Genomic DNA, 22,912 nt, shown 5'->3' on the forward strand with positions numbered 1-22,912 from the left:
CAATGCCCTGCTGAGGGGGTCGGCACCGAACACTGGCGAGCGAGACAGTGGGTGCGGCCCCCTGCGGGCGGCTTCTTTCGGGCGCCCGCTCCGACGTCAGGCGAACACCACGCAGCTGGCGGCGGACGCCTCGAGGGAACCCGCACGGCGCGGGACACCTGTCCTGGCGTCGATGTCGAACCAGGTCACGTCCCCCGAGCGCTCATTGGCCGCGTACAGCCGCCGCCCGGTGGGGTCCAGGGCAAGATCACGCGGCCACCGGCCGCCGCAGCCCACGGTCGTGACGAGTTCGGGCTTCTCCCCTGCCCGGTCGAGTGTGAAGACCGAGATGCTGTCGTGGCCACGGGTCGCCGCCCAGATGAAGCGTCCGTCGGGCGCCAGGACCACCTCGGAGCCGAATGTCTCCGTGCGGTCGCCGGCGGGCAGCAGTGAGGTCTCACCGAGCGGCTCCAGCGAGCCCGACTCCGCGTCCCAGCGGCATACCGTGAGGGTCGGCTCCAACTCGTTGATCACATAGGCGTGGGAGCCTGCCGGGTGGAACGTCAGATGACGCGGTCCACTGCCTGCTCGCAGCGGGCTCTCGCCCTGCTCCCGCACCGCACCGGTGGCCGGGTCGAGGGCGTACGCCCATACCGAGTCCGTGCCGAGGTCGACGCTCAGCAGCCACCGGCCGCTGGGGTCCCGCTTCGCCTGGTGCGCGTGCGGACCCTCCTGGCGGTCCCGCACCGGTCCGCCGCCCCGGTGCTGGAGTACCGCCACGGGCGCGCCCAGTCCGCCGTCCGAGCCCCGGACGGGCAGCACACTGACGCTGCCGGAGGTGTAGTTGGCGGTCGCGACATGGCCGTCGGCGAAGGCCAGGTGGGTCGGGCCGTCGGCGCCGACCCGCACCGGTGAACCGATGAGACGGGGCTCGGTGTCCGTGACGTCGAAAGCGGCCACGGCTCCGTCGTCCGTCTCGGAGACGGCGTACAGCAGGCCGCCGGGAGCGGGGGCGAGGAACGACGGGTTCGGCACGGTGTCCACGGCGCCGAGCACGGTCAGCGCACCGGTGCCGTCGTCGACGGAGGCCGCGATGACGCCCCGTCCCCCGTTCTCGGTGAACGACCCGATGAATGCCCGCCCGGTGCCTGTGCTGTTCACCGTGCCACCCCTCTCCTCCGGTGCCCGCCGGTGCGCGTCCGACCCGTCTGCGGCCGACCGTAGCAGGGGTTGGTACCGAGGCCGGTGATCTCGCGCGGACGTCCGGCTCGGGCCGCTGCCGCCCGCTCGCGCGGCGCTCATGAAGCTCATCGATCACATCTTCAGTAAATCTGCACACGGAAGGCGCAGCCGGGTCACCTCGCGGGGCGTCCACGCCATGGTCGGACCCGTGGACGGGTCTTTGGTGCGGGAGTGCCCTACTTCAAGCAACTGCCCATTCCGCTTGCGAAAATACAGAAGGTGGATCATGTGAAGGAGATGCCACCAACCAATGGACACTCCTGCACGCAGGCATATCCGATATGGGCATGAGCCCCTGATCAGTGGCAGTTTGATTGGCTGCGCAATGCGTCAACGTGCTTTGATCCAGCGCAATGCGGGAGCCACACCAAGGCGTTCGCGGTTTTACATATCCACAGGAAGGGATGTTCTCCTCATGAACTCCACCCCCAAGGTCGAGACCCTCGAGATCTCCGACAACGACCTGGACAACGTGTCCGGTGGCCTCCTCGGCAACGTCGTCGGCAACGTCACCGGCACCGCTGACTCCATCCTCCCGGTCTCGGGCATCGTGGGCTCGGTCACCGGCCTCGTCGGCTCGACCACCGGCGTGAACGCCGGCCCGGCCACCGGCCTGGCCTCCGGTCTCGTCGCGGGTCTCTGAGACAGCGCCAGGTGAGCCCCGGAACCTCCTGGTTCCGGGGCTCACTGCGGACAGTCGACAGGTGAGGTAAGAGTTCCGTGCAGTTCCGCCAGCAGGCCCTCTCCAAGCTGCAGTCGCCGGAGGAACTCGACCTGCCGGTGCGATTCGCCCGGCCACAGGGCTGGCTCGTACTGTGCGTCACCGTGGTGGTCATGGCCGCAGCATGTTTCTGGGCAGTGACCGGTTCGGTGTCCTCCACCCTGAGCGCACCGGGCATCCTCACCCATGCCCAGGGCAGTTACGTACTGCAGAGCCCCGTCGCGGGCCAGGTCACCGATGTACTCGCGAAGCAAGGCCAGACCCTGGCAGCCGGTGCTCCGCTGCTCAAGGTCCGTACCCAGCAGGGCGACCGGGTGGTTCGCATCATCGCCGCAGGCCGGGTGACCGCGCTGACGGCCACCATCGGAGCGGTGGTCACCACCGGGGCCGATGTGGCGAGCGTGGAGCGCAGCGCCGCCGCCGACAATCCGCTGATGGTGATGCTCTACGTGCCCGCCGACAACGGTTCGGCGGTGCCGGTCGGGGCGCCGGTGGATCTGACGGTCCGTTCCGTGCCGGCCCAGCAGTACGGAGTGCTGCGCGGCCGGGTGGCCGCGGTCGGCAGGGCGCCCCAGACGCGTGAACAGATCAGCGGCTTCCTCGGCGACAGCCAGCTCGGTGAGCAGTTCTCCCAGCACGGCAGGCCGCTTGCCGTCCTGGTGCGCCTGGACCGTTCCGCTGCCACCAGGTCCGGCTACCGGTGGTCGTCGGCGCAGGGCCCGCCTTACAAGATCGACTCCATGACGCTGACCACCGGGTCGATCCACCTGGCCGACCAGCGCCCGATCGATTGGCTGCTCCCGTGACCGCGCCACACCCTTCCCCGACGGCCCAGCAGCTGCCTCCCCCCGGCCGCGGCCGCCACCGTCCGGACAGCACACCGCCCGGCAGGCGCCGTTCCGGGCCCGCCCCGAAGGGCAAGAAGGCCAGGGCCGTCCGCAGCCCCACGGTCCTCCAGATGGAGGCCCTGGAGTGCGGCGCCGCATCGCTGGCCATGGTGCTCGGCCACTACGGACGGCACGTGCCGCTGGAGGAACTCCGGATCGCCTGCGGTGTCTCGCGGGACGGCTCGCGGGCCAGCAACCTGTTGAAGGCCGCCCGCAGTTACGGACTGCAGGCCAAAGGCATGCAGATGGAGCCGGCGGCGCTGGCCGAGGTGCAGGCGCCCGCCATCCTGTTCTGGGAGTTCAATCACTATGTCGTGTACGACGGCATGGGGCGCCGCTTCGGCCGGCGAGGCGTACACATCAACGACCCCGGCAAGGGCCGTCGGTTCGTGGCCATGGAGGATTTCGACACCAGCTTCACCGGAGTCGTCCTCGTTCTCGAACCGGGCGACGACTTCACCCGGGGCGGCCGCAGGCCGGGGATCATGCGGGCGCTGCCGGCCCGGCTGCGCGGCACCACCGGCACCATGCTGGCCGCGATGCTGGCCAGTCTGCTGCTGGTCGCCGTGGGCGCGGCCGTACCGGCGCTGAGCCGCACCTATATCGACATGTTCCTGATCGGTGACCAGACGTCGCTGCTCGGCGTGCTGTTCACCGCGATGGGCGCCATGGTGGCGCTCACCGCGGTGCTGACATGGCTGCAACAGGCGAATCTGCTCCGCGGGCGCATCATCTCCTCCACACTGAGCAGCGCCCGCTTCCTGCGGCACCTGCTCAGGCTTCCCGTCACCTTCTACGCCCAGCGCGGACCCGCCGACCTGGTCCAGCGGCTCCAGTCCAATGACGCGGTCGCCGAGACGCTGGCCCGGGACCTCACCGCCGCCGGGGTCGACGGGGTCGTGGTCCTGCTCTACGCGGTGCTGCTGTGGACGTACGACCCGCAGTTGACGGTCATCGGCGTGGGGCTCGCGCTGCTGAACGTCGTCGCCATGCGCGTCGTGGTGCGGCTGCGCGCCACCGGCACCCAGAAGCTGCGCGCGGACAGTGCCCGGCTCACCAACACGTCGTACACCGGGCTGCAGCTCATCGAGACCATGAAGGCCACCGGTGGCGAGAACGGCTACTTCCGCCGTTGGGCGGGCCAGCACGCGACCACGCTGGAGGTACAGCAGCGTCTGGGGGTGCCGAGCGCGTGGCTGGGGATCGTGGCGCCCGCGCTCGCGACGCTCAACAGCGCGCTGATCCTGTGGATCGGCGGGCTGCGGGCGGTCGAGGGGCACCTCTCGATCGGACTGCTCGTCGCCTTCCAGGCACTGGTGGTCCGCTTCACCGCACCGGTCACCCGGCTCAACGGGGTGGCGGGCCGTATCCAGGACTTCGCCGCGGATGTGGCCCGGCTTAAGGACGTCGAGAACTTCCCGGTGGACCCGCTTTACTCCCGCCACGAACCCGCCGCGAGCACCCGCCGCCTCAAGGGCCACGTGACGCTCGAGGACGTCACCTTCGGATACAGCCCGCTCGACAAGCCCCTGCTCACCGGCTTCTCGCTGTCCGTCGGGCCGGGACAGCAGGTGGCGCTGGTGGGTGGCTCCGGCAGCGGCAAATCGACGGTGTCCCGGCTGATTTCGGGACTCTACAGCCCGTGGGAGGGCACCATCCGTATCGACGGCCGGCGCCTGGAGGACATCCCGCGCAGCGCGCTCGCCGCCTCGGTGTCCTTCGTCGACCAGGACATCTTCCTCTTCGAAGGCACCGTCTGGGACAACGTGGCGCTGTGGGACCCCTCGATCCCCGACGAGGCCGTCGTCGCCGCACTGCAGGACGCGGCTCTGTACGACGTCGTGGCCAAGCGCCCGGGAGGTGTGCACGGCCGGGTCGAGCAGGACGGCCGCAATTTCTCCGGCGGCCAGCGGCAGCGTCTGGAGATCGCCAGGGCGCTGGTGCGCAGGCCCAGCATTCTGGTGCTCGACGAGGTGACCAGCGCTCTGGACGCGGAGACCGAGCGGCTCATCATCGACAATCTTCGGCGGCGCGGATGTGCGTGTGTGGTGATCGCGCACCGGCTGAGCACGGTCCGCGACAGCGATGAGATCGTGGTACTCGATCACGGCTCCGTCGTGGAACGCGGACGGCACGAGGACCTGGTCGCCGCCGGCGGTCCGTACGCCGAGCTGGTCAAGGAGCACTGACGTGACATCCGTGCACGACGTGGTCCCGGGAGGGATCGCGCAGGATCCGGTCCTGGGCGCCCTGGGGCACCTCGGTGAGCCCGTCGACTGCGCCGGCCTGCGCAGTCTCGCGCTGGAGGGGCCACAGGTGCTGTGGCTGGTCGCGGGCGGCGCCCTCGACCTGTTCGCGGTCGACGCGGCGCACCAGGGCCACTGGCACTTCCTCGGCCGCCTCGAGCCGGGCACGCTGCTGCTCGGTCCGGTCGAGGGACCGCAGCACACTCTGGTCGGCAGGCCGCTGCAGGAGTGCATACTGCGCCGGATCCCGCTGCGCGAGCTCTACCGCACCGCCGCATACGCCGACGGCTATGCGTACGAAGGCCAGTACCACAGTCAGTACGACACCGGGGACGCCGCACTCAGTCTGCTGGAGCACGCCTTCGCGCTCGGCGTCGGGCGCAGCCAGCACGTCCTGTTCGAGGCTCCGCTGGACGGCCGTACCACGATGGACGAGGCGGTGGCCGACGACGACATCCTCTGGCTCCCGGTGTCCCCGGGCAGTGTGCAGTACGGCGCCGCCTTCAGCGCGGAGGCGGCCGGGGATCTGCTGGTCGACCCCGCGATGTGGCAGAGCATGGTCAACCAGCAGTTCCGGCTGCTCGCCGCCCTGGACCGCTGGATCGAACGGCTGGAGCGGGCGCACGAGGATCGGACGGCGGCCGGGATCAAGGCGGGCCGGGCGGTCCGCGAAGAGGCCGACCAGGCGCTGCTGGCCTCCATCGGCCGGTCCGGGAAGCCCGCATCCCGCACCAGGGGCGGCGGTGACGACGCGACCTACGCGGCCTGCCGGGTGGTGGCGGAAGCAGCCGGGATCACGCTGGCGGAGGCGCCGGCGAGCGGCGCGGTGAGCGAGCGGATGGATCCGGTGGAACGGGTCGCGGTCGCCTCCGGGATCCGTACCCGGCCGGTCCGGCTCGTAGGGCGCTGGTGGCGGGGTAATGCCGGGCCGCTGGTGGGTCACCGGAGCACCTCGGGTGCGCCGGTCGCCCTGCTCTGGCGCCGCGGCGGGTACGAAGCGGTGAACCCGGCAACCGGCCGGCGCGCACGGATCAGCCGGAGCAGCGCGGCGGAGTTCGAGGAACGCGCCGTGATGTTCTACCGCCCGCTGCCGGAGCAACCGCTGAGCAAGTGGCGGCTGGCCCGTTTCAGCCTGCGGGGCACCCGCGCCGACCTGCGCAATCTGATCCTGGCCGGCCTGGTGACGGTGGCACTCGGCGCGCTGGTGCCGCTCGCCACCGGACAGGTGCTCGGTGTGTACGTGCCCAACGCCGAGACCAGCCTGATCGTGCAGGTCTCGCTGGCCGTCATCGTGACGAGCGTTGTCTCGGCGGCCTTCATGCTGCTGCAGAACCTGACCATTCTGCGCATGGAGGGGCGGATCGAGAGCATCCTCCAGCCGGCCCTCTGGGACCGGCTGCTGCGGTTGCCGACGAAGTTCTTCGCCGAGCGCTCCACCGGGGAGCTGGCGAGCGCCGCGATGGGGATCAGTGCCATCCGCCGGGTGCTGTCCGGCATCGGTCCGGTGGCCGTGCAGGCCGGCACGGTGGGGGCGATGAACCTGGTCCTGTTGTTCTGCTTCAGCGTGCCGCTGGCGCTGACCGCGATCGTCATGCTGATCGTCATCGCCGGAGTGTTCCTCACCATGGGGCTGTGGGAGCTGCGCTGGCAGCGGCGGCTCATCAAGCTGAGCAACAAACTCAACAACCAGGCGTTCCAGACGCTGCGCGGGCTCCCCAAACTGCGGGTCGCCGCGGCGGAGAACTTCGCGTATGCGGCGTGGGCGGGGGAGTTCGCCCGCAGCCGGGAGCTGCAGCAGCGGGCAGGGCGGATCAAGAACCTGACGACGGTACTCAACGCGGTGTATCTGCCGTTCTGCTCGCTGGCCATGTTCATGCTGCTGGCAGGACCGGCCCGCGGGTCCCTGTCGTCCAGCGCGTTTCTGACCTTCAACACCTCGGTGACCATGCTGCTGACGTCGGTCACCCAGCTCACCGGGGCCTTCGTGTCGGCCGCTGCCGCGCTGCCGATGTTCGAACAGATCAGGCCGGTGCTGGACGAGGCCCCCGAGGTGCGTGCCGGGAGCACCCAGCCCGGCATGCTGTCCGGGGACATCGAGGCGAGGGACCTTTCCTTCCGTTACAGCGACGAGGGTCCGCTGGTGCTCGACGGGGTGTCCCTGCGGGTGCGGGCCGGGGAGTTCGTGGCGATCGTCGGGCCCAGTGGCTGCGGCAAGTCGACCCTGCTCAGGCTGCTCATCGGCTTCGACAAGCCGGTCGCCGGCAGCGTGCTCTACGACGGCCAGGATCTGTCCGCCCTCGACCGGGCGGCGGTGCGCCGCCAGTGCGGCGTGGTGCTGCAGAACGCCCAGCCGTTCACCGGGTCGATCCTGGACTGCATATGCGGTGCGGAGGTCTTCACACAGGAGGAGGCGTGGGAGGCCGCGGCGATGGCAGGTCTCGCCGAGGACGTCAAGCGGATGCCGATGGGCCTGCACACCATGATCTCCGCCGGCGGCGCGATCTCCGGCGGACAGCGCCAGCGCCTGATGATCGCCCAGGCCCTGGTGCGCCGCCCCCGCATCCTGTTCTTCGACGAGGCCACCAGCGCACTCGACAACGAGACCCAGCGCACGGTGATCGAGAGCACCCGCGCACTGAACGCCACCCGCGTGGTGATCGCGCACCGGCTGTCCACGGTGCTGGACGCCGATCGCGTGATCGTCATGTCGGACGGCCGGGTCGTCCAGCAGGGCCCGCCCGCCGAACTTCTCGCGGACACCGGCGGACGACTGCACGAGCTGGTGCGACGGCAGATGCAGTGAGGGTTCCGCCGCTGTGCACAGGGGTGCGATGCTGAGGCGGTGCCGTTCACCCCGGACGTCCCGGAACCCGTAGCAGCCGACCCCTCCTCTCACGTCGGGCGGCCACTGCTCACCCAGTCCTGGCTCGATCTGGCCTTTCTGCACTGGGCCGTGGAACCGGAGAGGGTCGCACCGCTGCTGCCGGCGGGCACGGTCCCCGACACCCTCGACGGGGTGACCTATGTGGGTCTGATCGCCTTCCGTATGCACCAGGTCGGTTGGCTCCGCCTGCCGGGTGTGCCGTATCTGGGGAGCTTCCACGAGACCAACGTCCGGCTCTATTCGGTGGACGGGGACGGCCGCCGCGGGGTGGTCTTCCGTTCACTCGACGCCTCACGGCTGATACCGGTGACCGTCGCCCGTGCCGTCTTCCGGCTTCCCTATCTGTGGTCCTGGATGACGGTCCGACGGCGCGGGGACATCCTCACGTACAGCAGTTCCCGGCGCTGGCCGGGGCCCCGGGGAGCGCACAGCCGCATCGTCGTACGGGTCGGCGAGCCGGTGGCGGAACCGACCGAGCTGGAACATTTCCTGACCGCCCGGTGGGGGCTGCACAATGCCGTCGCCGGCCGGACGCTGTATCTGCCCAACAGCCATCCGCGCTGGCCGCTGTACCGGGCCGATCTGATCGAGTGCGACGAGAGCCTGGTGGCGGCGGCCGGGCTTTCCCGGCCCACCGGGGAGCCTGCCAGTGTGCTGTATTCACCCGGTGTACCGGTGCGTTTCGGGCTTCCCTCACTTATCTCTGCCGCCATTCCTCCGGGTACTCCCGAGGCGCGCGGCGCCGGTCTGAGCAATGATGGAAAGCCCCAATAGCGTCTTTCCGGGAGATCTTCATGGAATACCCGAGAAGCTATGAACTTGTCTTCGAAGGACCTACTGGTGCCGAAGATGTGGTGACCGTCCGGCGTACCGCGGCCGCGGGTGCCGGCGGGAATCCGGTGTACGAGGACGAGACGGGAATCGTCCGCGCCGAGATCAGCCTGCAGGGAGAAGTACGCATGCTCGCCAGCGGAGGCCATCAGGCGCCCGGGACTCCGCTGGCGCGGTCGGGCAGTCGTTGAAGCCGGTCGTTGGACCCCGAGGGGCCCCGGCAGGCGGTTCGGCCTGCCGGGGCCCCTCGGGCAAGGGTGGCTTTCCGGTCAGCCGAGGGACGCGATGGCTTCGTTGAAGGTCGTCGAAGGACGCATCACGGCCGTCGCCTTGGCGGCGTCGGGACGGTAGTAGCTGCCGATGTCGGCGGGCGAGCCCTGCACCGCGATCAGCTCGCCGACGATGGTCTGCTCCTGCTCCGTCAGCGTCTTGGCGAGAGCCGCGAAGGCCTCCGCCAGCTGCGCGTCGTCGGTCTGCTTCGCCAGCTCCTGCGCCCAGTAGAGCGCCAGGTAGAAGTGGCTGCCGCGGTTGTCGATACCGCCGAGCTTGCGACTGGGCGACTTGTCCTCGTTGAGGAAGGTGCCCGTGGCGCGGTCGAGCGTGTCGGCGAGGGTCTGGGCGCGTGCGTTGCCCGTGGTCTGCGCGAGGTGCTCGAAGCTGACCGCCAGCGCGAGGAACTCGCCCAGGCTGTCCCAGCGCAGGTAGTTCTCCTTGACGAGCTGCTGCACGTGCTTCGGCGCGGAGCCGCCGGCGCCGGTCTCGAACAGTCCGCCGCCGTTCATGAGCGGGACGACCGAAAGCATCTTGGCGCTGGTGCCCAGCTCAAGGATCGGGAACAGGTCGGTCAGGTAGTCGCGCAGCACGTTGCCGGTGACCGAGATGGTGTCCTCGCCCCGGCGGATGCGCTCCAGCGAGAACGCGATGGCGTCCTCCGGCTTCATGATCTCGATCTGCAGGCCGTCGGTGTCGTGCTCCGGCAGGTACGCCTTGACCTTGGCGATCAGGGCGGCGTCGTGCGCCCGGCCCTCGTCGAGCCAGAAGACAGCCGGGCTGCCGGTCGCGCGGGCACGCGTGACGGCGAGCTTGACCCAGTCCTGGATCGGCAGGTCCTTGGTCTGGCAGACGCGGAAGATGTCGCCGGCGCCCACCGCCTGCTCGAGCACGAGCTTGCCGCTGCCGTCGACGACCCGTACGGTGCCCGTGGTGGGGATCTCGAAGGTCTTGTCATGGCTGCCGTACTCCTCGGCCTTCTGGGCCATGAGTCCGACGTTCGGGACCGAGCCCATCGTGGCGGGGTCGTAGGCGCCGTTCGCCCGGCAGTCGTCGATGACGACCTGGTAGATACCGGCGTAGCTGCTGTCCGGGATGACCGCGAGGGTGTCGTGCTCCTGGCCGTCCGGGCCCCACATGTGACCCGAGGTGCGGATCATCGCGGGCATCGACGCGTCGACGATGACATCGCTGGGGACGTGCAGATTGGTGATGCCCTTGTCGGAGTCGACCATCGCCAGTTCGGGGCCTTCGGCCAGCTCGGCCTCGAAGGACGCCTGGATCTTCGCTCCGTCGGAGAGTGACTCCAGGCCCCTGAGGATGCCGCCGAGGCCGTCGTTCGGGGTCAGGCCGGCTGCAGCGAGCGCCGCGCCGTGCTCCGCGAACGTCTTCGGGAAGAAGGCCCGGACCACGTGGCCGAAGATGATCGGGTCGGAGACCTTCATCATCGTGGCCTTCAGGTGCACCGAGAACAACACGCCCTCGGCCTTGGCCCGCGCGAGCTGCGCCGTGAAGAACTCACGCAGCGCCGCGACCCGCATCACCGAGGCGTCGACGACCTCGTCCTTGAGTACGGGTACCGACTCGCGCAGCACGGTGGTGCTGCCGTCGTCGCCCGCCAGCTCGATGCGCAGCGTGCCGTCCTCCGGAATGACGGCGGACTTCTCGGTGGAGCGGAAGTCGTCGACGCCCATGGTGGCGACGTTCGTCTTCGAGTCGGCCGTCCACGCGCCCATGCGGTGCGGGTGCGCCTTCGCGTAGTTCTTGACCGAGGCCGGCGCGCGGCGGTCCGAGTTGCCCTCGCGCAGCACCGGGTTGACGGCGCTGCCCTTGACCTTGTCGTAGCGAGCGCGGACGTCCTTGTCCTCGTCGGTCTTCGGGTCGTCCGGGTAGTCCGGCAGGTCGTAGCCCAGCTGCTGCAGCTCGGCGATCGCGGCCTTCAGCTGCGGGATGGAGGCCGAGATGTTCGGAAGCTTGATGATGTTCGCGCCGGGGGTCTTGGCCAGCTCGCCGAGTTCGGCGAGTGCGTCGTCGATCCGCTGGCTCTCCTCCAGACGCTCGGGGAAGACGGCGATGATCCGTCCCGACAGGGAGATGTCGCGGCTCTCCACCGTGACACCGGCCGTCGATGCGTAGGCCTCGATCACCGGCAGGAACGAATACGTCGCCAGGGCCGGGGCCTCGTCGGTGTGCGTATAGATGATGGTCGAGTCAGTCACCGGGTGCTCCGCTCCACGTCTGCAACATTGCTTGACATCAAGATATCTCCTGACGGCCCTGCTCTCGACAGGGCCCCGCTCCCCCGCAGGCGCCCTGCGGCATCCCGCTACGGCCTCGACGGGGCGGTCATGCCCGGAAGACCGTGCTCAGGTGCGCCGACAGTTGCGAGGAGAGTCCGGGGCCGTCCGCCGGATCGGCCCGGAGCCCCAGGTAGCCGTCCGGCCGGACCAGAAACCCCGCTCCGCCACGTGCTCCGTACATCTGCCGGAACTCATCGCGGTCGTCGTGGACGGTGGGCAGGCCCGGCAGGGCCCCCTCCACCTGCGGGGCCGCCACGACCAGGACGTCCAACCGTCCGTGCGCCTGCTGCCTCGCGGCCGCCGCCACCTCGTCGTACCGTTCCGCCTGTCCCTCGCCGTCCACGTAGAGCAGCAGGACGTGCTCCCGCTCCCGCAGCAGGTCGAAGAGCCGGGACGGGAAGGCGGTCAGGGCGTACCGCAGGCCCCCGCAGTCCGGCGCCCGGTCGCCGGGGACCGGACCATCCTGACGCCGGCCGTTCCCCGTGGCCGCGCTGCCGTGCGCGACCACGGGGCTGTCCCGGTAGCCGACCAGCAGTTGGGCCTCCCTGCGGATCAGCGTCGACGGGTCGTCCGGATCGGCCTCGATACCACTGCTCGCGTGGCGGACCGTGCGCTGCACCACCTCCTCGCCCACCGGTCTGCGTTCGGCGTCGTAGCTGGCCGGCAGCCGATCGCTCGCCTCGCCCCGCACGATCGACGCGAGTTTCCACGCCAGGTTGTAGGCATCCTGGATACCGGTGTTCATGCCCTGCGCGCCGGTGGGCGGGTGGATGTGCGCGGCATCCCCGGCCACGAAGACCCGGCCCTCGCCGTAACGGTCCACGATGCGGTGGCTGATCCGGAAGACCGATGACCACCGGAGTGACGAAGCGGTGGCGGGCCGGGGTGACAGCCGGTCCAGGACCGCCTGGATGTGCTCGAGACCGGGGACGGCGCCGTCGCCCTCCGTCAGCCCGTGCGCCACTCCTTCACCAACGGCCTCGTCCGCCCGGGACAGTTCGGGCGGGGTCAGCATGGACATCCGGTAACGGCCCCGGCCCGGCAGCGGGATACCTACCAGGAGGTCGTCGGTGCGTCCGTCGCTCCGGTGCATGGCCCGGACGCCGTAGCCGGGCGGCAGGTCCCAGTCGACCTCGACATCACCCAGCATGTACTCCTCGGGGAGCGCCGCCCCCTCGAAACTGAGCCCGAGGCCCTTGCGTACGAGGCTGTGGGCGCCGTCGCAGCCGATGAGGAATCCGGCCGTCAGCTCCTGCCGCTCGCCCGAGGGGCCGGCGATCCTGACCCGGACCTCGTTCGCGTCCTGCTCGAACGACAGCAGTTCGACACCCCGCTCGACGTGGCCGCCACACCGGTGCAGAAGCCCTTCGAGGAGGCGCTCCGTCTCGTACTGCGGCAGTGCCGCGAAACCGTACGGCACGTCGGGAGGCAGCGTCAGATCGATCCGGGGCTGCTCCTCGCCGTTGACGAAGAGCAGCTGACCCCGCAGCGGAACGGCCGCTTCCAGGACGTCGCGCACCATCCCCATCCGGTCCCAGATCTCCAGCGTCCTGGGCTGCACCCCGACCGCCTTGGCGAACGGCCGGCGGGTCAGGAGCCTGTCGATGACGCGGCACCGGATCCCCCGGCGCCGCAGTTCCGCTGCGGCCGTCAGCCCCACCGGGCCCGCCCCCGCAACCAGTACGTCGACGTCGCTCACGGTGGCCTCCCTGGGGGAAGTACGTTCCCTCCAATCCAACACATCGGTGATTGTCTGTCCATTTCGTCTCCTTACGGTGCCCGGGCGGGGCCCGGTTCCGCACCTGCCGGTACCGACCGTGATGATGTACCGGACTGCCTGCCGTCCTCGACGCGGCACCCCACTCCCAGGAAGGGCTCCCGATGCGGGAAACGAAGCCGGAACAGTCCCCGCAGGACGAGCGGGCCGGCCACGGCCCGGCCGAAGAGGCACAGGTGATCGTGGTCGGCGCGGGGCCGGCGGGCTCGTCCGCCGCCTTTCACCTCGCGAGGGCGGGCATCGATGTACTGCTTCTGGAGAAAGCCGTCTTCCCCAGGGAGAAGGTGTGCGGAGACGGTCTGACCCCGCGGGCGGTGCACCAGCTCATCCGGATGGGGATCGACATCACCGGCCCGGGCTGGATGCGCTCGCGCGGAATGCGCTGGGTGGCCGGGAAACATCAGGTGCACATCGACTGGCCCGCCCTGGGCGGCTATCCGGACTTCGGCCTGGCACGCAGCCGTCATGACTTCGACGACATCCTGGCCCACCACGCCGTCGCCGCCGGCGCCCGGCTGCGCAACGGCGTCAAAGTCACCCGGCCGGTGACCGATCGGGCCGGTCGCATCACCGGCGTCACGGCCGTCGCGGCGGACGGCGAACCCCTGGCCTTCCACGCTCCGATCGTGATCGCCGCCGACGGTGCATCCGCCCGCCTCGCTCTCGCCATGGGGGTGCAGCGTGACAAGAACCGGCAGATCGCCACAGCCGCTCGCCGCTATTACCGCAGCCCGGAACGTTCCCAGGAGGAGTACCTGGAGCTGTGGGCGGATCTCCGCTTCCCGGGGACCGATCACTTCCTGCCGGGCTACGGCTGGATCTTCCCCATGGGCGACGGCCGCGTCAACGTGGGCCTCGGGGCGCTGCCGCACCGGCGGCACGGAACCGCGGACCTGCGGGCCACCTTGGACCGCTGGCTGGCCCGCACCCCGCACGCATGGGGGCTGCGTGAGGAGAACGCCGAAGGCCCCGTCCGCAGTGCGGCACTGCCCCTCGGCTTCAACCGGCACCCCCTGTACACCCGCGGGTTGCTGCTGGTCGGGGACTCCGGAGGCATGGTCAGCCCCTGGAACGGCGAGGGCATCGCCCAGGCCATGGAAGCCGGCGAGGTCGCGGCCGAGAGTGCCACCCTGGCGCTGGCCCTCCCCCGAGGACCGCGACGGGAGCAGGTCCTGCACAACTACCCCGCCGAGATGAACCGGCGCTGGGGTCGCTACTACCGTCTCGGCAACGCGGCCGCCGATCTCGTCTTCAGCCGCTCCGGCTTCCAGCCCGTGCTCAACCGCTATGTGATGGGCTCACCGGCGCTGCTCAACACGCTGGCCCGGCTGTTGACCAACCTCACCGACAAGCCGTCGCGCGACGCGATCGACCATGTGCTCAACACGGCGGTCCGTCTGGTGCCGGCACCGCGGGTACGGAAACGCTGAGCGGCCGGGCCCACGTCGCTACGGGAGCGCTTTCGGAAGGCGAGCCGTGTCTCTCAGCTTTTCGGACAGGCTCGACAGATCGGGGCGCCCCCCGAGTCGCTGGACGGTGGCGCTCGCCGCGGCCGACGCCAAACGGCCTGCGGATAGGACGTCCGCGCCGTCGCGCAGTCCGGTGATCAGCCCGGCGGTGAAGGCGTCACCCGCCCCGGTGGGATCGACCACCGGCACGTCCGACAGAGGCAGCAGGTGGCTGCCGTCCGGCCGGACGAGCAGGTCACCGACTTCGGGTAGGGCCAGGGCGACGAGTCCGGGCCCCTTGGTGAGCAGCCGATGCCCGAGTGACTGCGCGTCCGGCACGGTCCTGACGGGTCCGCCGGCCAGTAGTTCCGCCTCCGCGGCGTCGGCGCGCAGCACGTCGACCGAGGCCAGGAGGTCGTCGCACACTCCCGGTTCGGGTACGCCGTCAGCCACCACGCGTGCGCCACCCCGGCGGGCCCGCCGTGCCGCGGTCAGCACGGTCACCGCCGGCTGCTGCAACTGGATCGACACCGTGTCCGCCTTCTCCCACACCGCTTCAGCCCGCGGGAGGTCCTCGACGGTCACCAGGCTCTGCTCCGGGATGTCTTCCAGCAGACGCCGGCTCGCCGGCTCGGCCACGATGTCGACCAGCAGCGCCGTGCGACCGCGCCGGACGACCGCGGCGGTGTCGATACCATCCCGGCCTGCCTGGCGCAGCACCGACGCTCCTTCGCGGTCATCGCCTGCCACGCCGACGAGTGAGACGGGTACGCCCAGTTGCGCCAGCGCGACCGCTTGGTTGGCGCCCTTGCCGCCGAGTGACTCCCACCGTCTCTCGGCAGTCACCGATCCACCGGACGGGGGCAGACCGTCCGTGCGCAGCACCAGGTCACGCCCGAGCTGTCCGATCACCACAACGCCCACGTGTTGCGCGTACCCGTGCTCGCCGCAGCCACTCCCGCTCGCCGCCGCGCCCTCCGGCGGCAGATCGCCTACTTTCCGAGCATCTTGTTCATCCGGGCGATTTCGGCGGACTGCGACATGATGATGGACTTCGCCAGGGTCTCGGCCGGGCCGTAGGCGCCCTTGGACTGCTCGGTCTTGGCCATATCGACGGCGCCCTGGTGGTGGCCGATCATCATCTGCAGGAACGCGGTGTCGAAAGCCGGCCCGGACAGCTTCTCCAGCTTGGTCATGTCCGCTTCCGGCATCATTCCGTCCATACCGCCGCCGGAGTGAGCCATGCCGCTCATGCTGGGCATGTCACCCGTCGGCACGTTCCGGCCCCAGGTCTTCAGCCACCCGGACATCGTGGTGATCTCCGGGTCCTGTGCCTTCTTGATGGTCGCGGCGAGGTCCGTGACGGCCTGCGACTTCGCCCGTGACGGTGCGAGATCAGCCATGACCACGGCCTGCCGGTGATGCGGGATCATGCCCTGGGCGAACGCCACGTCCTGCGCGTTGTGAGCGCCCTGGGAGTCGGAAGCCGATACGGACGGCGTGCTGCTCGTCGAGCTCTTGTCGTGGCCCGGCGCGTGGTGGCCGGAAGAACCGTCGTCACTTCCGCAGGCGGCCAGCAGTACCGCTGCGGCAGCAGTGGCGACGACGCCGGCGGTCCGGCCCAGGGAACGGTGTGCGGTCATGGGATGGCAACTCCTTGGGTGGCGCCCCTGCTCAGGAGGGGCGCGGAAAAGCGGATCTTCGAAGGCATGCGGAAGCACGGCACCGCCGGTGCGCACAGAGCGCGGCCCCGGCGGGGGGTGCCGTGCGGGTGCCTCTAGATCTGCAGGAGCTGCAATTGCGCGAGGTCGGGCGGGGCCCGCCCGTCGACGGCCTCGGTCCCCGGGGTACCGGGCCAGACCACAGAGGCCGAGGCGGGAGTGCTGACGGCAGGAGCGAGCGCGGGAGGGGCGTAGGCGGTGCTGATGCCCCCGGCCGCGCAGGTGCTGTCGGCGTGATGCATGCGCATCCCGCCGCCGGACCCGGTGCTCGTGGCGTGCCCGCGGTGGCCGATGCGGTGCATGGCCGGCGCGGCATGCACCGCAGGACCACCGGCGACGGTGGCTGCCATGCCTGCGGGCCTGTTCATGGGCGTCGCTCCGCCCGGGGCCAGAGCATGCATGGCCAGCAAGCCTGCCAGCACCGCAAGGACCAGCACGGCCCATGCGCGCCCGGCAGGGCGCACGCCGGTCGACGAGCAGCTCCGCTTCACGGGCCCATCGTACGGGCGGTCCTGAACCCGCACGACATGACATCGGGTTGAGACTCCGATCACTTTCGGGGCGCCCACTGGACGACATACCGACCAGTCAGGATGATGAGTCTGTCCAGTGCAGACGTCCGTAGGAGCGATGATGAGTGTCGGCCACCCCCCAGGTCTCGATCTCGACCGGCTGCGCGGCCACCTCGACCGGGAACGCCCGGGCCTCGTGGCCGGTCCGCTGTCCGGACGGATCATCGAGGGCGGCCGGTCGAACCTCACGTACGTCGTCGGCGACGGCTCGTCGACCTGGGTGGTCCGGCGCCCGCCGCTGGGCCATGTGCTGGCCACCGCGCACGATATGAAGCGCGAGCACCGGGTGATCAACGCGCTGCATCCGACGCCCGTGCCGGTGCCCGAGGCGCTGCTGTTGTGCGAGGACGACAGCGTGCTGGGCGCACCGTTCTACGTGATGGAATTCGTGGCGGGCACGCCCTACCGCACGGCCGACCAGCTCGCAGAGCTCGGGCCGGAGCGCACCCGCGCCGCCGTGCTCGGGCTCGTGGACACGCTCGTCGACCTGCACGCCGTGGACCCCGGCGAGGTCGGCCTCGCGGACTTCGGGCGGCCCGCCGGCTTCCTGGAACGGCAGCTGCGCCGCTGGGGCAAGCAGCTCGACGCGTCCAGGAACCGCGAGCTCGCCGGTGTCGACGAGTTGCACGCGGCACTCGACCGCTCGCTGCCCGCCTCGCCCACCGGCACGATCGTGCACGGCGACTACCGCCTCGACAACGTCCTCATCGACCGGGACGACGACGGCGCCGACCGGATCAGGGCCGTCCTCGACTGGGAGATGTCCACGCTCGGCGACCCGCTCACCGACCTGGGCCTGCTGGTGATGTACAGCGCGAGACTGGACCTGCCCGGCTCCCCCATCTCCACGACCGCCGCGGCCGCCGGGCACCCCGACGCCGCGGAGCTGGTCGAGCGGTACGCCGCGGGTTCGGGGCGCGACGTGTCCGCCGTCTCCTGGTACACGGCCTTCGCATGGTTCAAGCTCGCGGTGATCCTCGAAGGCATTCACTACCGCTACACACTCGGCCAGACCGTCGGCGACGGCTTCGACCGCATCGGCGAACTCGTGCCCGTCTTCATCGAACACGGCCTGACAACCCTCAAGGAAGGCTGACCGCTATGGACTTCGCATTCGACGCGCGCACCGAGGAACTGCGGGCGAAACTCCTCGCCTTCATGGACGAGTACGTGTACCCGGCCGAGACCGTCGCGCACGAGCAGCGCGCACAGCTCTCGTCGCCGTGGGACACCCCGGCGGTCGTCGAGGAGCTGAAGGCCGAGGCCAGGCGGCAGGGCCTGTGGAACCTCTTCCTTCCCGACGCGGAGTACGGCGCCGGGCTGACCAATCTCCAGTACGCGCCGCTGGCCGAAATCACCGGGCGCAGCCCGCAGTTGGCGCCCACGGCCCTCAACTGCGCCGCCCCCGACACCGGCAACATGGAGGTGCTCTCCCAGTTCGGCGACGAGCAACAGAGGAAGCAGTGGCTGGAGCCGCTGCTCGCCGGTGAGATCCGGTCCGCGTTCGCGATGACCGAACCGGAGGTGGCTTCCTCCGACGCCAGGAACATCACCACCCTGATCGAACGCGACGGTGCGGGAGAGTACGTCATCACCGGCCGCAAGTGGTACATCTCCGGGGCCATGAACCCGGACTGCAAGATCTTCATCGTGATGGGCAAGACGGACCCCGAGGGTTCCGACGTCCGCCGGCAGCAGTCCATGGTGCTCGTCCCTCGCGACACCCCCGGCCTCGAAGTCCGGCGCGCCATGCAGGTGTACGGGTATGAGGACCACTCCCACGGCGGCCATGCCGAGGTCGTGTTCGACCACGTCCGGGTGCCGGTGAGCCATCTGATCGGCGAGGAGGGCGGCGGCTTCGCCATCGCGCAGGCGCGGCTCGGCCCGGGCCGTATCCACCACTGCATGCGGCTGATCGGCATGGCCGAACGCGCCATCGAGCTGATGTGCGAGCGGGCCGTTGCCCGGACGGCGTTCGGCAAACCACTGGCGCAGCAGGGCGTCGTGCAGGAGTGGATCGCGGACGCGCGGGTCGCGGTGGAGCAACTGCGCCTCCTCGTCCTCAAGACAGCCTGGCTGATGGACACCGTCGGCAACAAGGGCGCCCACACGGAGATCCAGGCCATCAAGATCGCGACGCCGCGCACGGTCGTCGACATCATCGACCGGGCCGTCCAGCTGCACGGAGCCGGCGGCGTCAGCCAGGACTTCCCGCTGGCAGAGCTGTGGGCCGGGGCCCGCACGCTGCGACTTGCGGACGGTCCCGACGAGGTCCACCAGCGCTCGCTGGCCCGGCGCGAGCTGAAGAAGTACCTCTGACACCGGTCGAAGTGTCGTGGACGGCCGCCCGGCTGGAGCCCTCGCTGCGGGGGTCCAGCGGGCGGCCCGGCCGACCACCCGGCCCCGAAGCAACGCCGCTTGGCACTACGCGGGTTCGACGCGCTGCAGCTTGGCGCGGCGCACCACCCGGGGTCCCACCTCGGCGGCCCTGGCCACCAGCGCGCGGCCGTCCCAGTCCGGTGGCCAGCCGTCCCACAGCCGCAGCCGGCCGTCCACGACGACCGCGCTGATCTGGTCACGGTTCGAGAGACGGACCAGCTCCCAGCGGAGATCCCAGGACGGGGTGAGCTCCGGGACGTGCACGTCCACGACGAGGAAGTCGGCTGCCTTGCCGACGGCGATCTCACCGGTCACCCGGCCCAGCCCGACGGCGTCGGCGCTCAGCGTGGTGGCATGTTCGAGCCACAGCCGTCCGGCGCCGCACGAGGAATCGCCCGTCGCCAGGCCGGTCGTCAGCCGCTGCGCGGACTCCGCCGCGTCGACCAGCCGGAACCCGTCGCCACGGGTGCCGTCGGTACCCGTACCGAACCGCACGCCCATCGCAGCCATCATGGTGGCCTGTGCGACGGCGTTGCCCTTCCAGGCGCTGGCCACCGGGTTGTAGCTGATGGCCGAGCCGGAATCCGCGAGCTGACGCATCTCGGTGGGGGTGAGCAGAGTGGCGTGCGCGCCCAGGAGGTGCGGGCCGAGCGCGCCGATGTGGTGCAGATGGTCGACGGGGCGCCGGCCCACGCTCTTCAACGAGCGTTCCACCGAGGCCAGATGTTCGTTGACATGGATCTGGAGGACTGCGCCGGCTTCCGCGCACATATCGGCGGTTTTCTTGATGACCGCGGCCGTGGCGTCCTCCGGGACGGCGATGGCAAGGGAGGGATGGACCAGCGGGTGACCGCCCCACCGCCCGAGGTGCGCGGGGCCGCCCTTCCCATCGGAGACGATCTTGGAGAGCACACAGCGGATCCCGGCCTCCTCGGTGCCCTTGGCCAGCGCCGCCACGTCGACCGGGGCGCGGGTCCCCGCGTCGGCGACGGTCGTGAAGCCGCCACGCAGCGCTTCCAGCGCGGCCAGCTTCGCGGAGAGATAGGCGGTCTCCTCGTCGAGCGCGTGCTCCAGCGGTTCCCAGATCGTCTTGAAGATCTCCGAAGGCTGTCCGAACGACTTCGCCTTGCCGAAGCTCTGGGTCAGATGGTGGTGGGCGTCGACGAAGCCCGGCATGAGCAAGTGCCCGTCCAGCCGGACGGGGTGCAGGTCACCGTGGGCGGCAATAAGCCGCTGGGCCGGGCCTACGTCCCGGAATTTCCCGGATTCCACGAGGACAGCCTGCCCGCGCACCGGTCCGTCCGCAAGGAGCAGCAATTCGGGTACGAGCAGCACGCGCCTGCCCGAAAACTGGTCCGGCCGGAACTGGCGCGTACCGCCCGTCCCGGAACCTGCGCCGGCCACCGCCGCGGGAACCGCGTGGGCCGCGCCCTCAGCGGGGATGTGCCGGGGAGGTTCGGCGGCGGCGCTCGGACCGGCGACCACCGACGCATCGAGCAGCCCGCCCGCACCGGTCAGTCCGACCCCGGCGAGGAACCCGCGCCGTCCGACACCACCCCGGCCCCCGCTCCATCCCGTGGCAGACCCTCGGTCCTGCTGCTGCCTGCCGGACGGTCCCTGCTCCGGACTTCGCCGGTCCCTGTTGGAGGGATCCCGCTGCCACTGCCCGTCGTTCGCCAACCCGCTCGCCTGCTTTCCGTCCGTTCCCAACCGACATGCGTCCAGAGGCATCCGCCCACGTAGGGCAGCGGGTGTGCTGCACAGGTGACGGAGCCGGAAATCACCGGCGTACGAGGTCGACCGCACCGGGTGGACCGACCCTAGAACCACTCCAGGAAGCGGAACAAGTCTTCCGACATACGGGATTTTGCTGGTCGGAGGTTGGGGCGGCGGAACGGCTCGTCCGCTCCACTCGCCCCTGGCCAGAGCGCCGGAGGGCGGGCAGGCGGGTGGCGTAACCTCCCGGAAACATGGGTTCGTGTTGCCGCCGGCCGCGGCTGAATCAAGTCGGTACCCGGACAAACCTCGTGCGGACGCGATCAACGTATCGAGCTAATTTCGGCGACTTCCCTTGGTCAACGGGGCGAAGCGGCCATTAGTGTTCCTCTGGATCTGGACGGATTCCCGTTCATATACCGCTTTTCCCTCCTGTTGCCCGGTGGCGCCCGTATATGCGCCGTCACCGCCCTGACCAAGGAGAGTTCGCCCGATGACTGTTGACTCGAGCCCGGAAGCACGACCGGAGTTGCCCCCGCAATCCAGCCTGGGCACGGCGGCTGCCCGCAACCTTGCCACCACGACCAAGTCCGCCCCGCAGATGCAGGAGATCACGTCTCGCTGGCTGCTGCGCATGCTCCCCTGGGTGGAGGCCCACGGCGGGACCTACCGGGTGAACCGGCGCCTGACCTACACCGTCGGCGACGGGAGTGTGGAGTTCATCCAGAACGGCGCCGATGTCCGGGTGATTCCCCGTGAGCTCGGTGAACTGGCGCTGCTGCGCGGCTTCGACGACGTGGAGGTGCTGACTGCCATCGCCGACCGGTGCGTTCAGCGCGAATTCCGCATCGGCGAAACACTGGTCGAGCGCGGGGCGCCCGCGGATGAGCTCCACTTGATCGCCCACGGCCGCATCCGTCAGAGCTCCGTCGGCAGTTACGGCGACGAAGTCGCTCTGGACGTCCTCGCCGATGGCGACCGGTTCGGAGAGAGCGCCCTGCTGGACGAGGACGCCCGGTGGGAGCACACCGCCACCGCCGAGACCTCGGGCACACTGCTTACCCTGTCACGCTCCGACTTCGCGTCCGTGCTGTCCGCAGCGCCGGGCCTCCGCGACCACGTCGAAGAATTCTCATCGCGTTCCCGTCGGCGGCAGAACCATCGCGGCGAAGCGGAGATCGCGATGTCGGCCGGCCACATCGGCGAACACGAGTTGCCGGGCGCATTCGTCGACTACGAAGTGAAACCGCGCGAGTACGAACTTTCGGTTGCCCAGACGATCCTGCGGATGCACACGAGAGTGGCCGATCTCTACAACGGGCCGATGGACCAGACCAAGGAGCAGCTCAGGCTTGTCATCGAGGCGCTGCGCGAGCGCCAGGAGCACGAGCTGATCAACAACCGGGAGTTCGGCCTCCTCCACAACGCCGACTTCAAGCAGCGCATCCAGACGCACTCCGGCCGGCCGACACCGGACGACTTGGACGAACTGCTCTGTCGACGCCGCGGCTCCAAGTTCTTCCTCGCGCACCCCAGGACGATCGCGGCGATCGGACGTGAGTTCAACGCGCGTGGGCTCTATCCGGACCACGTCGACCTCGGCGGTCAGCAGGTCCCGGCCTGGCGCGGCGTCCCGATCCTCCCCTGCAACAAGATCCCCGTCACCCGGGAAAAGACCAGCTCGATCCTCGTCATGCGTACCGGGGAGAAGAACCAGGGCGTCATCGGTCTGCACCAGACCGGACTGCCGGACGAGTACGAACCGGGCCTGTCGGTCCGTTTCATGGGCCTCAACGAGAAGGCCATCACGTCCTACCTCGTCAGTACCTACTACTCCGCCGCCATCCTCGTGCCGGACGCTGTCGGCGTGCTGGAAAACGTGCAGATCGCCCGCTGGCCCAAGTAGCGGGCCCAGCCCCTCAGGGCTTGGTGCGCCCCC

Annotated in this window: 17 protein-coding genes; 10 read left to right on the forward strand and 7 right to left on the reverse strand. The window is 69.9% G+C overall.

From position 1 onward, the window contains the following. Positions 1-96: 96 nt before the first annotated feature. On the reverse strand, positions 97-1,140 hold the full coding sequence (locus tag AB0436_RS12375) for a lactonase family protein (protein WP_366467748.1): 1,044 nt from the start codon (positions 1,138-1,140) through the stop codon (positions 97-99). 496 nt (positions 1,141-1,636) lie between these two features. On the opposite strand from AB0436_RS12375, the gene AB0436_RS12380 reads away from it, so the two are divergent. The 6 genes from AB0436_RS12380 to AB0436_RS12405 all read left to right on the forward strand — a co-directional run bounded on the left by AB0436_RS12380 (position 1,637) and on the right by AB0436_RS12405 (position 8,981). Beyond that, a complete protein-coding gene (locus AB0436_RS12380) occupies positions 1,637-1,864 on the forward strand; it encodes a type A2 lantipeptide (protein WP_366467749.1) in 228 nt (75 codons plus the stop codon). A 77-nt stretch (positions 1,865-1,941) separates the two neighbouring features. Then, positions 1,942-2,748, forward strand: a complete 807-nt coding sequence (locus tag AB0436_RS12385; protein WP_366467750.1) for an HlyD family efflux transporter periplasmic adaptor subunit — start codon at positions 1,942-1,944, stop codon at positions 2,746-2,748. Beyond that, positions 2,745-5,018, forward strand: a complete 2,274-nt coding sequence (locus AB0436_RS12390) for an NHLP family bacteriocin export ABC transporter peptidase/permease/ATPase subunit (RefSeq protein WP_366467751.1) — start codon at positions 2,745-2,747, stop codon at positions 5,016-5,018. The genes AB0436_RS12385 and AB0436_RS12390 overlap by 4 nt, the downstream gene beginning before the upstream one ends. Before the next feature lie 10 nt (positions 5,019-5,028). After that, positions 5,029-7,878, forward strand: coding sequence for an NHLP bacteriocin export ABC transporter permease/ATPase subunit (locus tag AB0436_RS12395; protein WP_366467957.1), 2,850 nt, complete (start codon positions 5,029-5,031; stop codon positions 7,876-7,878). Positions 7,879-7,917: 39 nt separating this feature from the next. Continuing rightward, positions 7,918-8,733 (forward strand): DUF2071 domain-containing protein, encoded by an 816-nt coding sequence (locus AB0436_RS12400; protein WP_366467752.1) that lies wholly within the window; start codon positions 7,918-7,920, stop codon positions 8,731-8,733. Between the two features lie 20 nt (positions 8,734-8,753). Beyond that, entirely contained in the window at positions 8,754-8,981 is a 228-nt protein-coding gene (locus AB0436_RS12405; protein WP_365852007.1) for a DUF6296 family protein, read from the forward strand. 78 nt (positions 8,982-9,059) lie between these two features. Here the strand turns inward: AB0436_RS12405 and AB0436_RS12410 are convergent, their stop codons facing one another. Next, complete coding sequence (locus AB0436_RS12410) at positions 9,060-11,279, reverse strand: NADP-dependent isocitrate dehydrogenase (protein WP_366467754.1); 2,220 nt, start codon at positions 11,277-11,279, stop codon at positions 9,060-9,062. A gap of 127 nt (positions 11,280-11,406) precedes the next feature. Next, positions 11,407-13,059, reverse strand: a complete 1,653-nt coding sequence (locus tag AB0436_RS12415; protein ID WP_366467755.1) for an FAD-dependent monooxygenase — start codon at positions 13,057-13,059, stop codon at positions 11,407-11,409. Between the two features lie 182 nt (positions 13,060-13,241). Here AB0436_RS12415 and AB0436_RS12420 point away from each other — a divergent pair, with 182 nt between their 5' ends. Beyond that, a complete protein-coding gene (locus AB0436_RS12420; RefSeq protein WP_366467756.1) occupies positions 13,242-14,567 on the forward strand; it encodes a geranylgeranyl reductase family protein in 1,326 nt (441 codons plus the stop codon). Between the two features lie 18 nt (positions 14,568-14,585). Here the strand turns inward: AB0436_RS12420 and AB0436_RS12425 are convergent, their stop codons facing one another. The 3 genes from AB0436_RS12425 to AB0436_RS12435 form a co-directional block, all read right to left on the reverse strand. Then, complete coding sequence (locus tag AB0436_RS12425) at positions 14,586-15,509, reverse strand: PfkB family carbohydrate kinase (protein WP_366467757.1); 924 nt, start codon at positions 15,507-15,509, stop codon at positions 14,586-14,588. A 68-nt stretch (positions 15,510-15,577) separates the two neighbouring features. Continuing rightward, positions 15,578-16,228: a DUF305 domain-containing protein gene (locus AB0436_RS12430; RefSeq protein ID WP_366467758.1), complete on the reverse strand. Its 651-nt coding sequence runs from the start codon at positions 16,226-16,228 to the stop codon at positions 15,578-15,580. 134 nt (positions 16,229-16,362) lie between these two features. Further along, the gene (locus AB0436_RS12435; protein ID WP_366467760.1) at positions 16,363-17,043 is read right to left on the reverse strand and encodes a DUF6153 family protein; all 681 of its coding nucleotides are present in this window, start codon (positions 17,041-17,043) and stop codon (positions 16,363-16,365) included. On the opposite strand from AB0436_RS12435, the gene AB0436_RS12440 reads away from it, so the two are divergent. Further along, entirely contained in the window at positions 16,940-17,974 is a 1,035-nt protein-coding gene (locus tag AB0436_RS12440; RefSeq protein ID WP_366467761.1) for a phosphotransferase family protein, read from the forward strand. The genes AB0436_RS12435 and AB0436_RS12440 overlap by 104 nt on opposite strands. 5 nt (positions 17,975-17,979) lie before the next feature. Then, a complete protein-coding gene (locus AB0436_RS12445; RefSeq protein ID WP_366467762.1) occupies positions 17,980-19,197 on the forward strand; it encodes an acyl-CoA dehydrogenase family protein in 1,218 nt (405 codons plus the stop codon). Positions 19,198-19,302: 105 nt separating this feature from the next. Here the strand turns inward: AB0436_RS12445 and AB0436_RS12450 are convergent, their stop codons facing one another. Then, positions 19,303-20,592, reverse strand: coding sequence for an amidohydrolase family protein (locus AB0436_RS12450; protein WP_366467959.1), 1,290 nt, complete (start codon positions 20,590-20,592; stop codon positions 19,303-19,305). Positions 20,593-21,466: 874 nt separating this feature from the next. Between AB0436_RS12450 and AB0436_RS12455 the strand changes: the two genes are divergently transcribed. Beyond that, a complete protein-coding gene (locus AB0436_RS12455) occupies positions 21,467-22,879 on the forward strand; it encodes a family 2B encapsulin nanocompartment shell protein (RefSeq protein WP_366467763.1) in 1,413 nt (470 codons plus the stop codon). The last annotated feature ends 33 nt before the right edge of the window (positions 22,880-22,912 follow it).

Source organism: Streptomyces sp. NPDC051322 (genome assembly GCF_040689485.1).
GTDB lineage: Bacteria > Actinomycetota > Actinomycetes > Streptomycetales > Streptomycetaceae > Streptomyces.

Excerpts from the sequence above, each read along its gene's own strand:
- AB0436_RS12455 (WP_366467763.1), top strand. The coding sequence starts at position 21,467 with ATGACTGTTGACTCGAGCCCGGAAGCACGACCGGAGTTGCCCCCGCAA.
- AB0436_RS12405 (WP_365852007.1), top strand. The coding sequence starts at position 8,754 with ATGGAATACCCGAGAAGCTATGAACTTGTCTTCGAAGGACCTACTGGT.
- AB0436_RS12445 (WP_366467762.1), top strand. The coding sequence starts at position 17,980 with ATGGACTTCGCATTCGACGCGCGCACCGAGGAACTGCGGGCGAAACTC.
- AB0436_RS12440 (WP_366467761.1), top strand. The coding sequence starts at position 16,940 with ATGAGTGTCGGCCACCCCCCAGGTCTCGATCTCGACCGGCTGCGCGGC.
- AB0436_RS12380 (WP_366467749.1), top strand. The coding sequence starts at position 1,637 with ATGAACTCCACCCCCAAGGTCGAGACCCTCGAGATCTCCGACAACGAC.
- AB0436_RS12420 (WP_366467756.1), top strand. The coding sequence starts at position 13,242 with ATGCGGGAAACGAAGCCGGAACAGTCCCCGCAGGACGAGCGGGCCGGC.
- AB0436_RS12430 (WP_366467758.1), bottom strand. The coding sequence starts at position 16,228 with ATGACCGCACACCGTTCCCTGGGCCGGACCGCCGGCGTCGTCGCCACT.
- AB0436_RS12435 (WP_366467760.1), bottom strand. The coding sequence starts at position 17,043 with ATGATCCGTCCGGACAGCGGACCGGCCACGAGGCCCGGGCGTTCCCGG.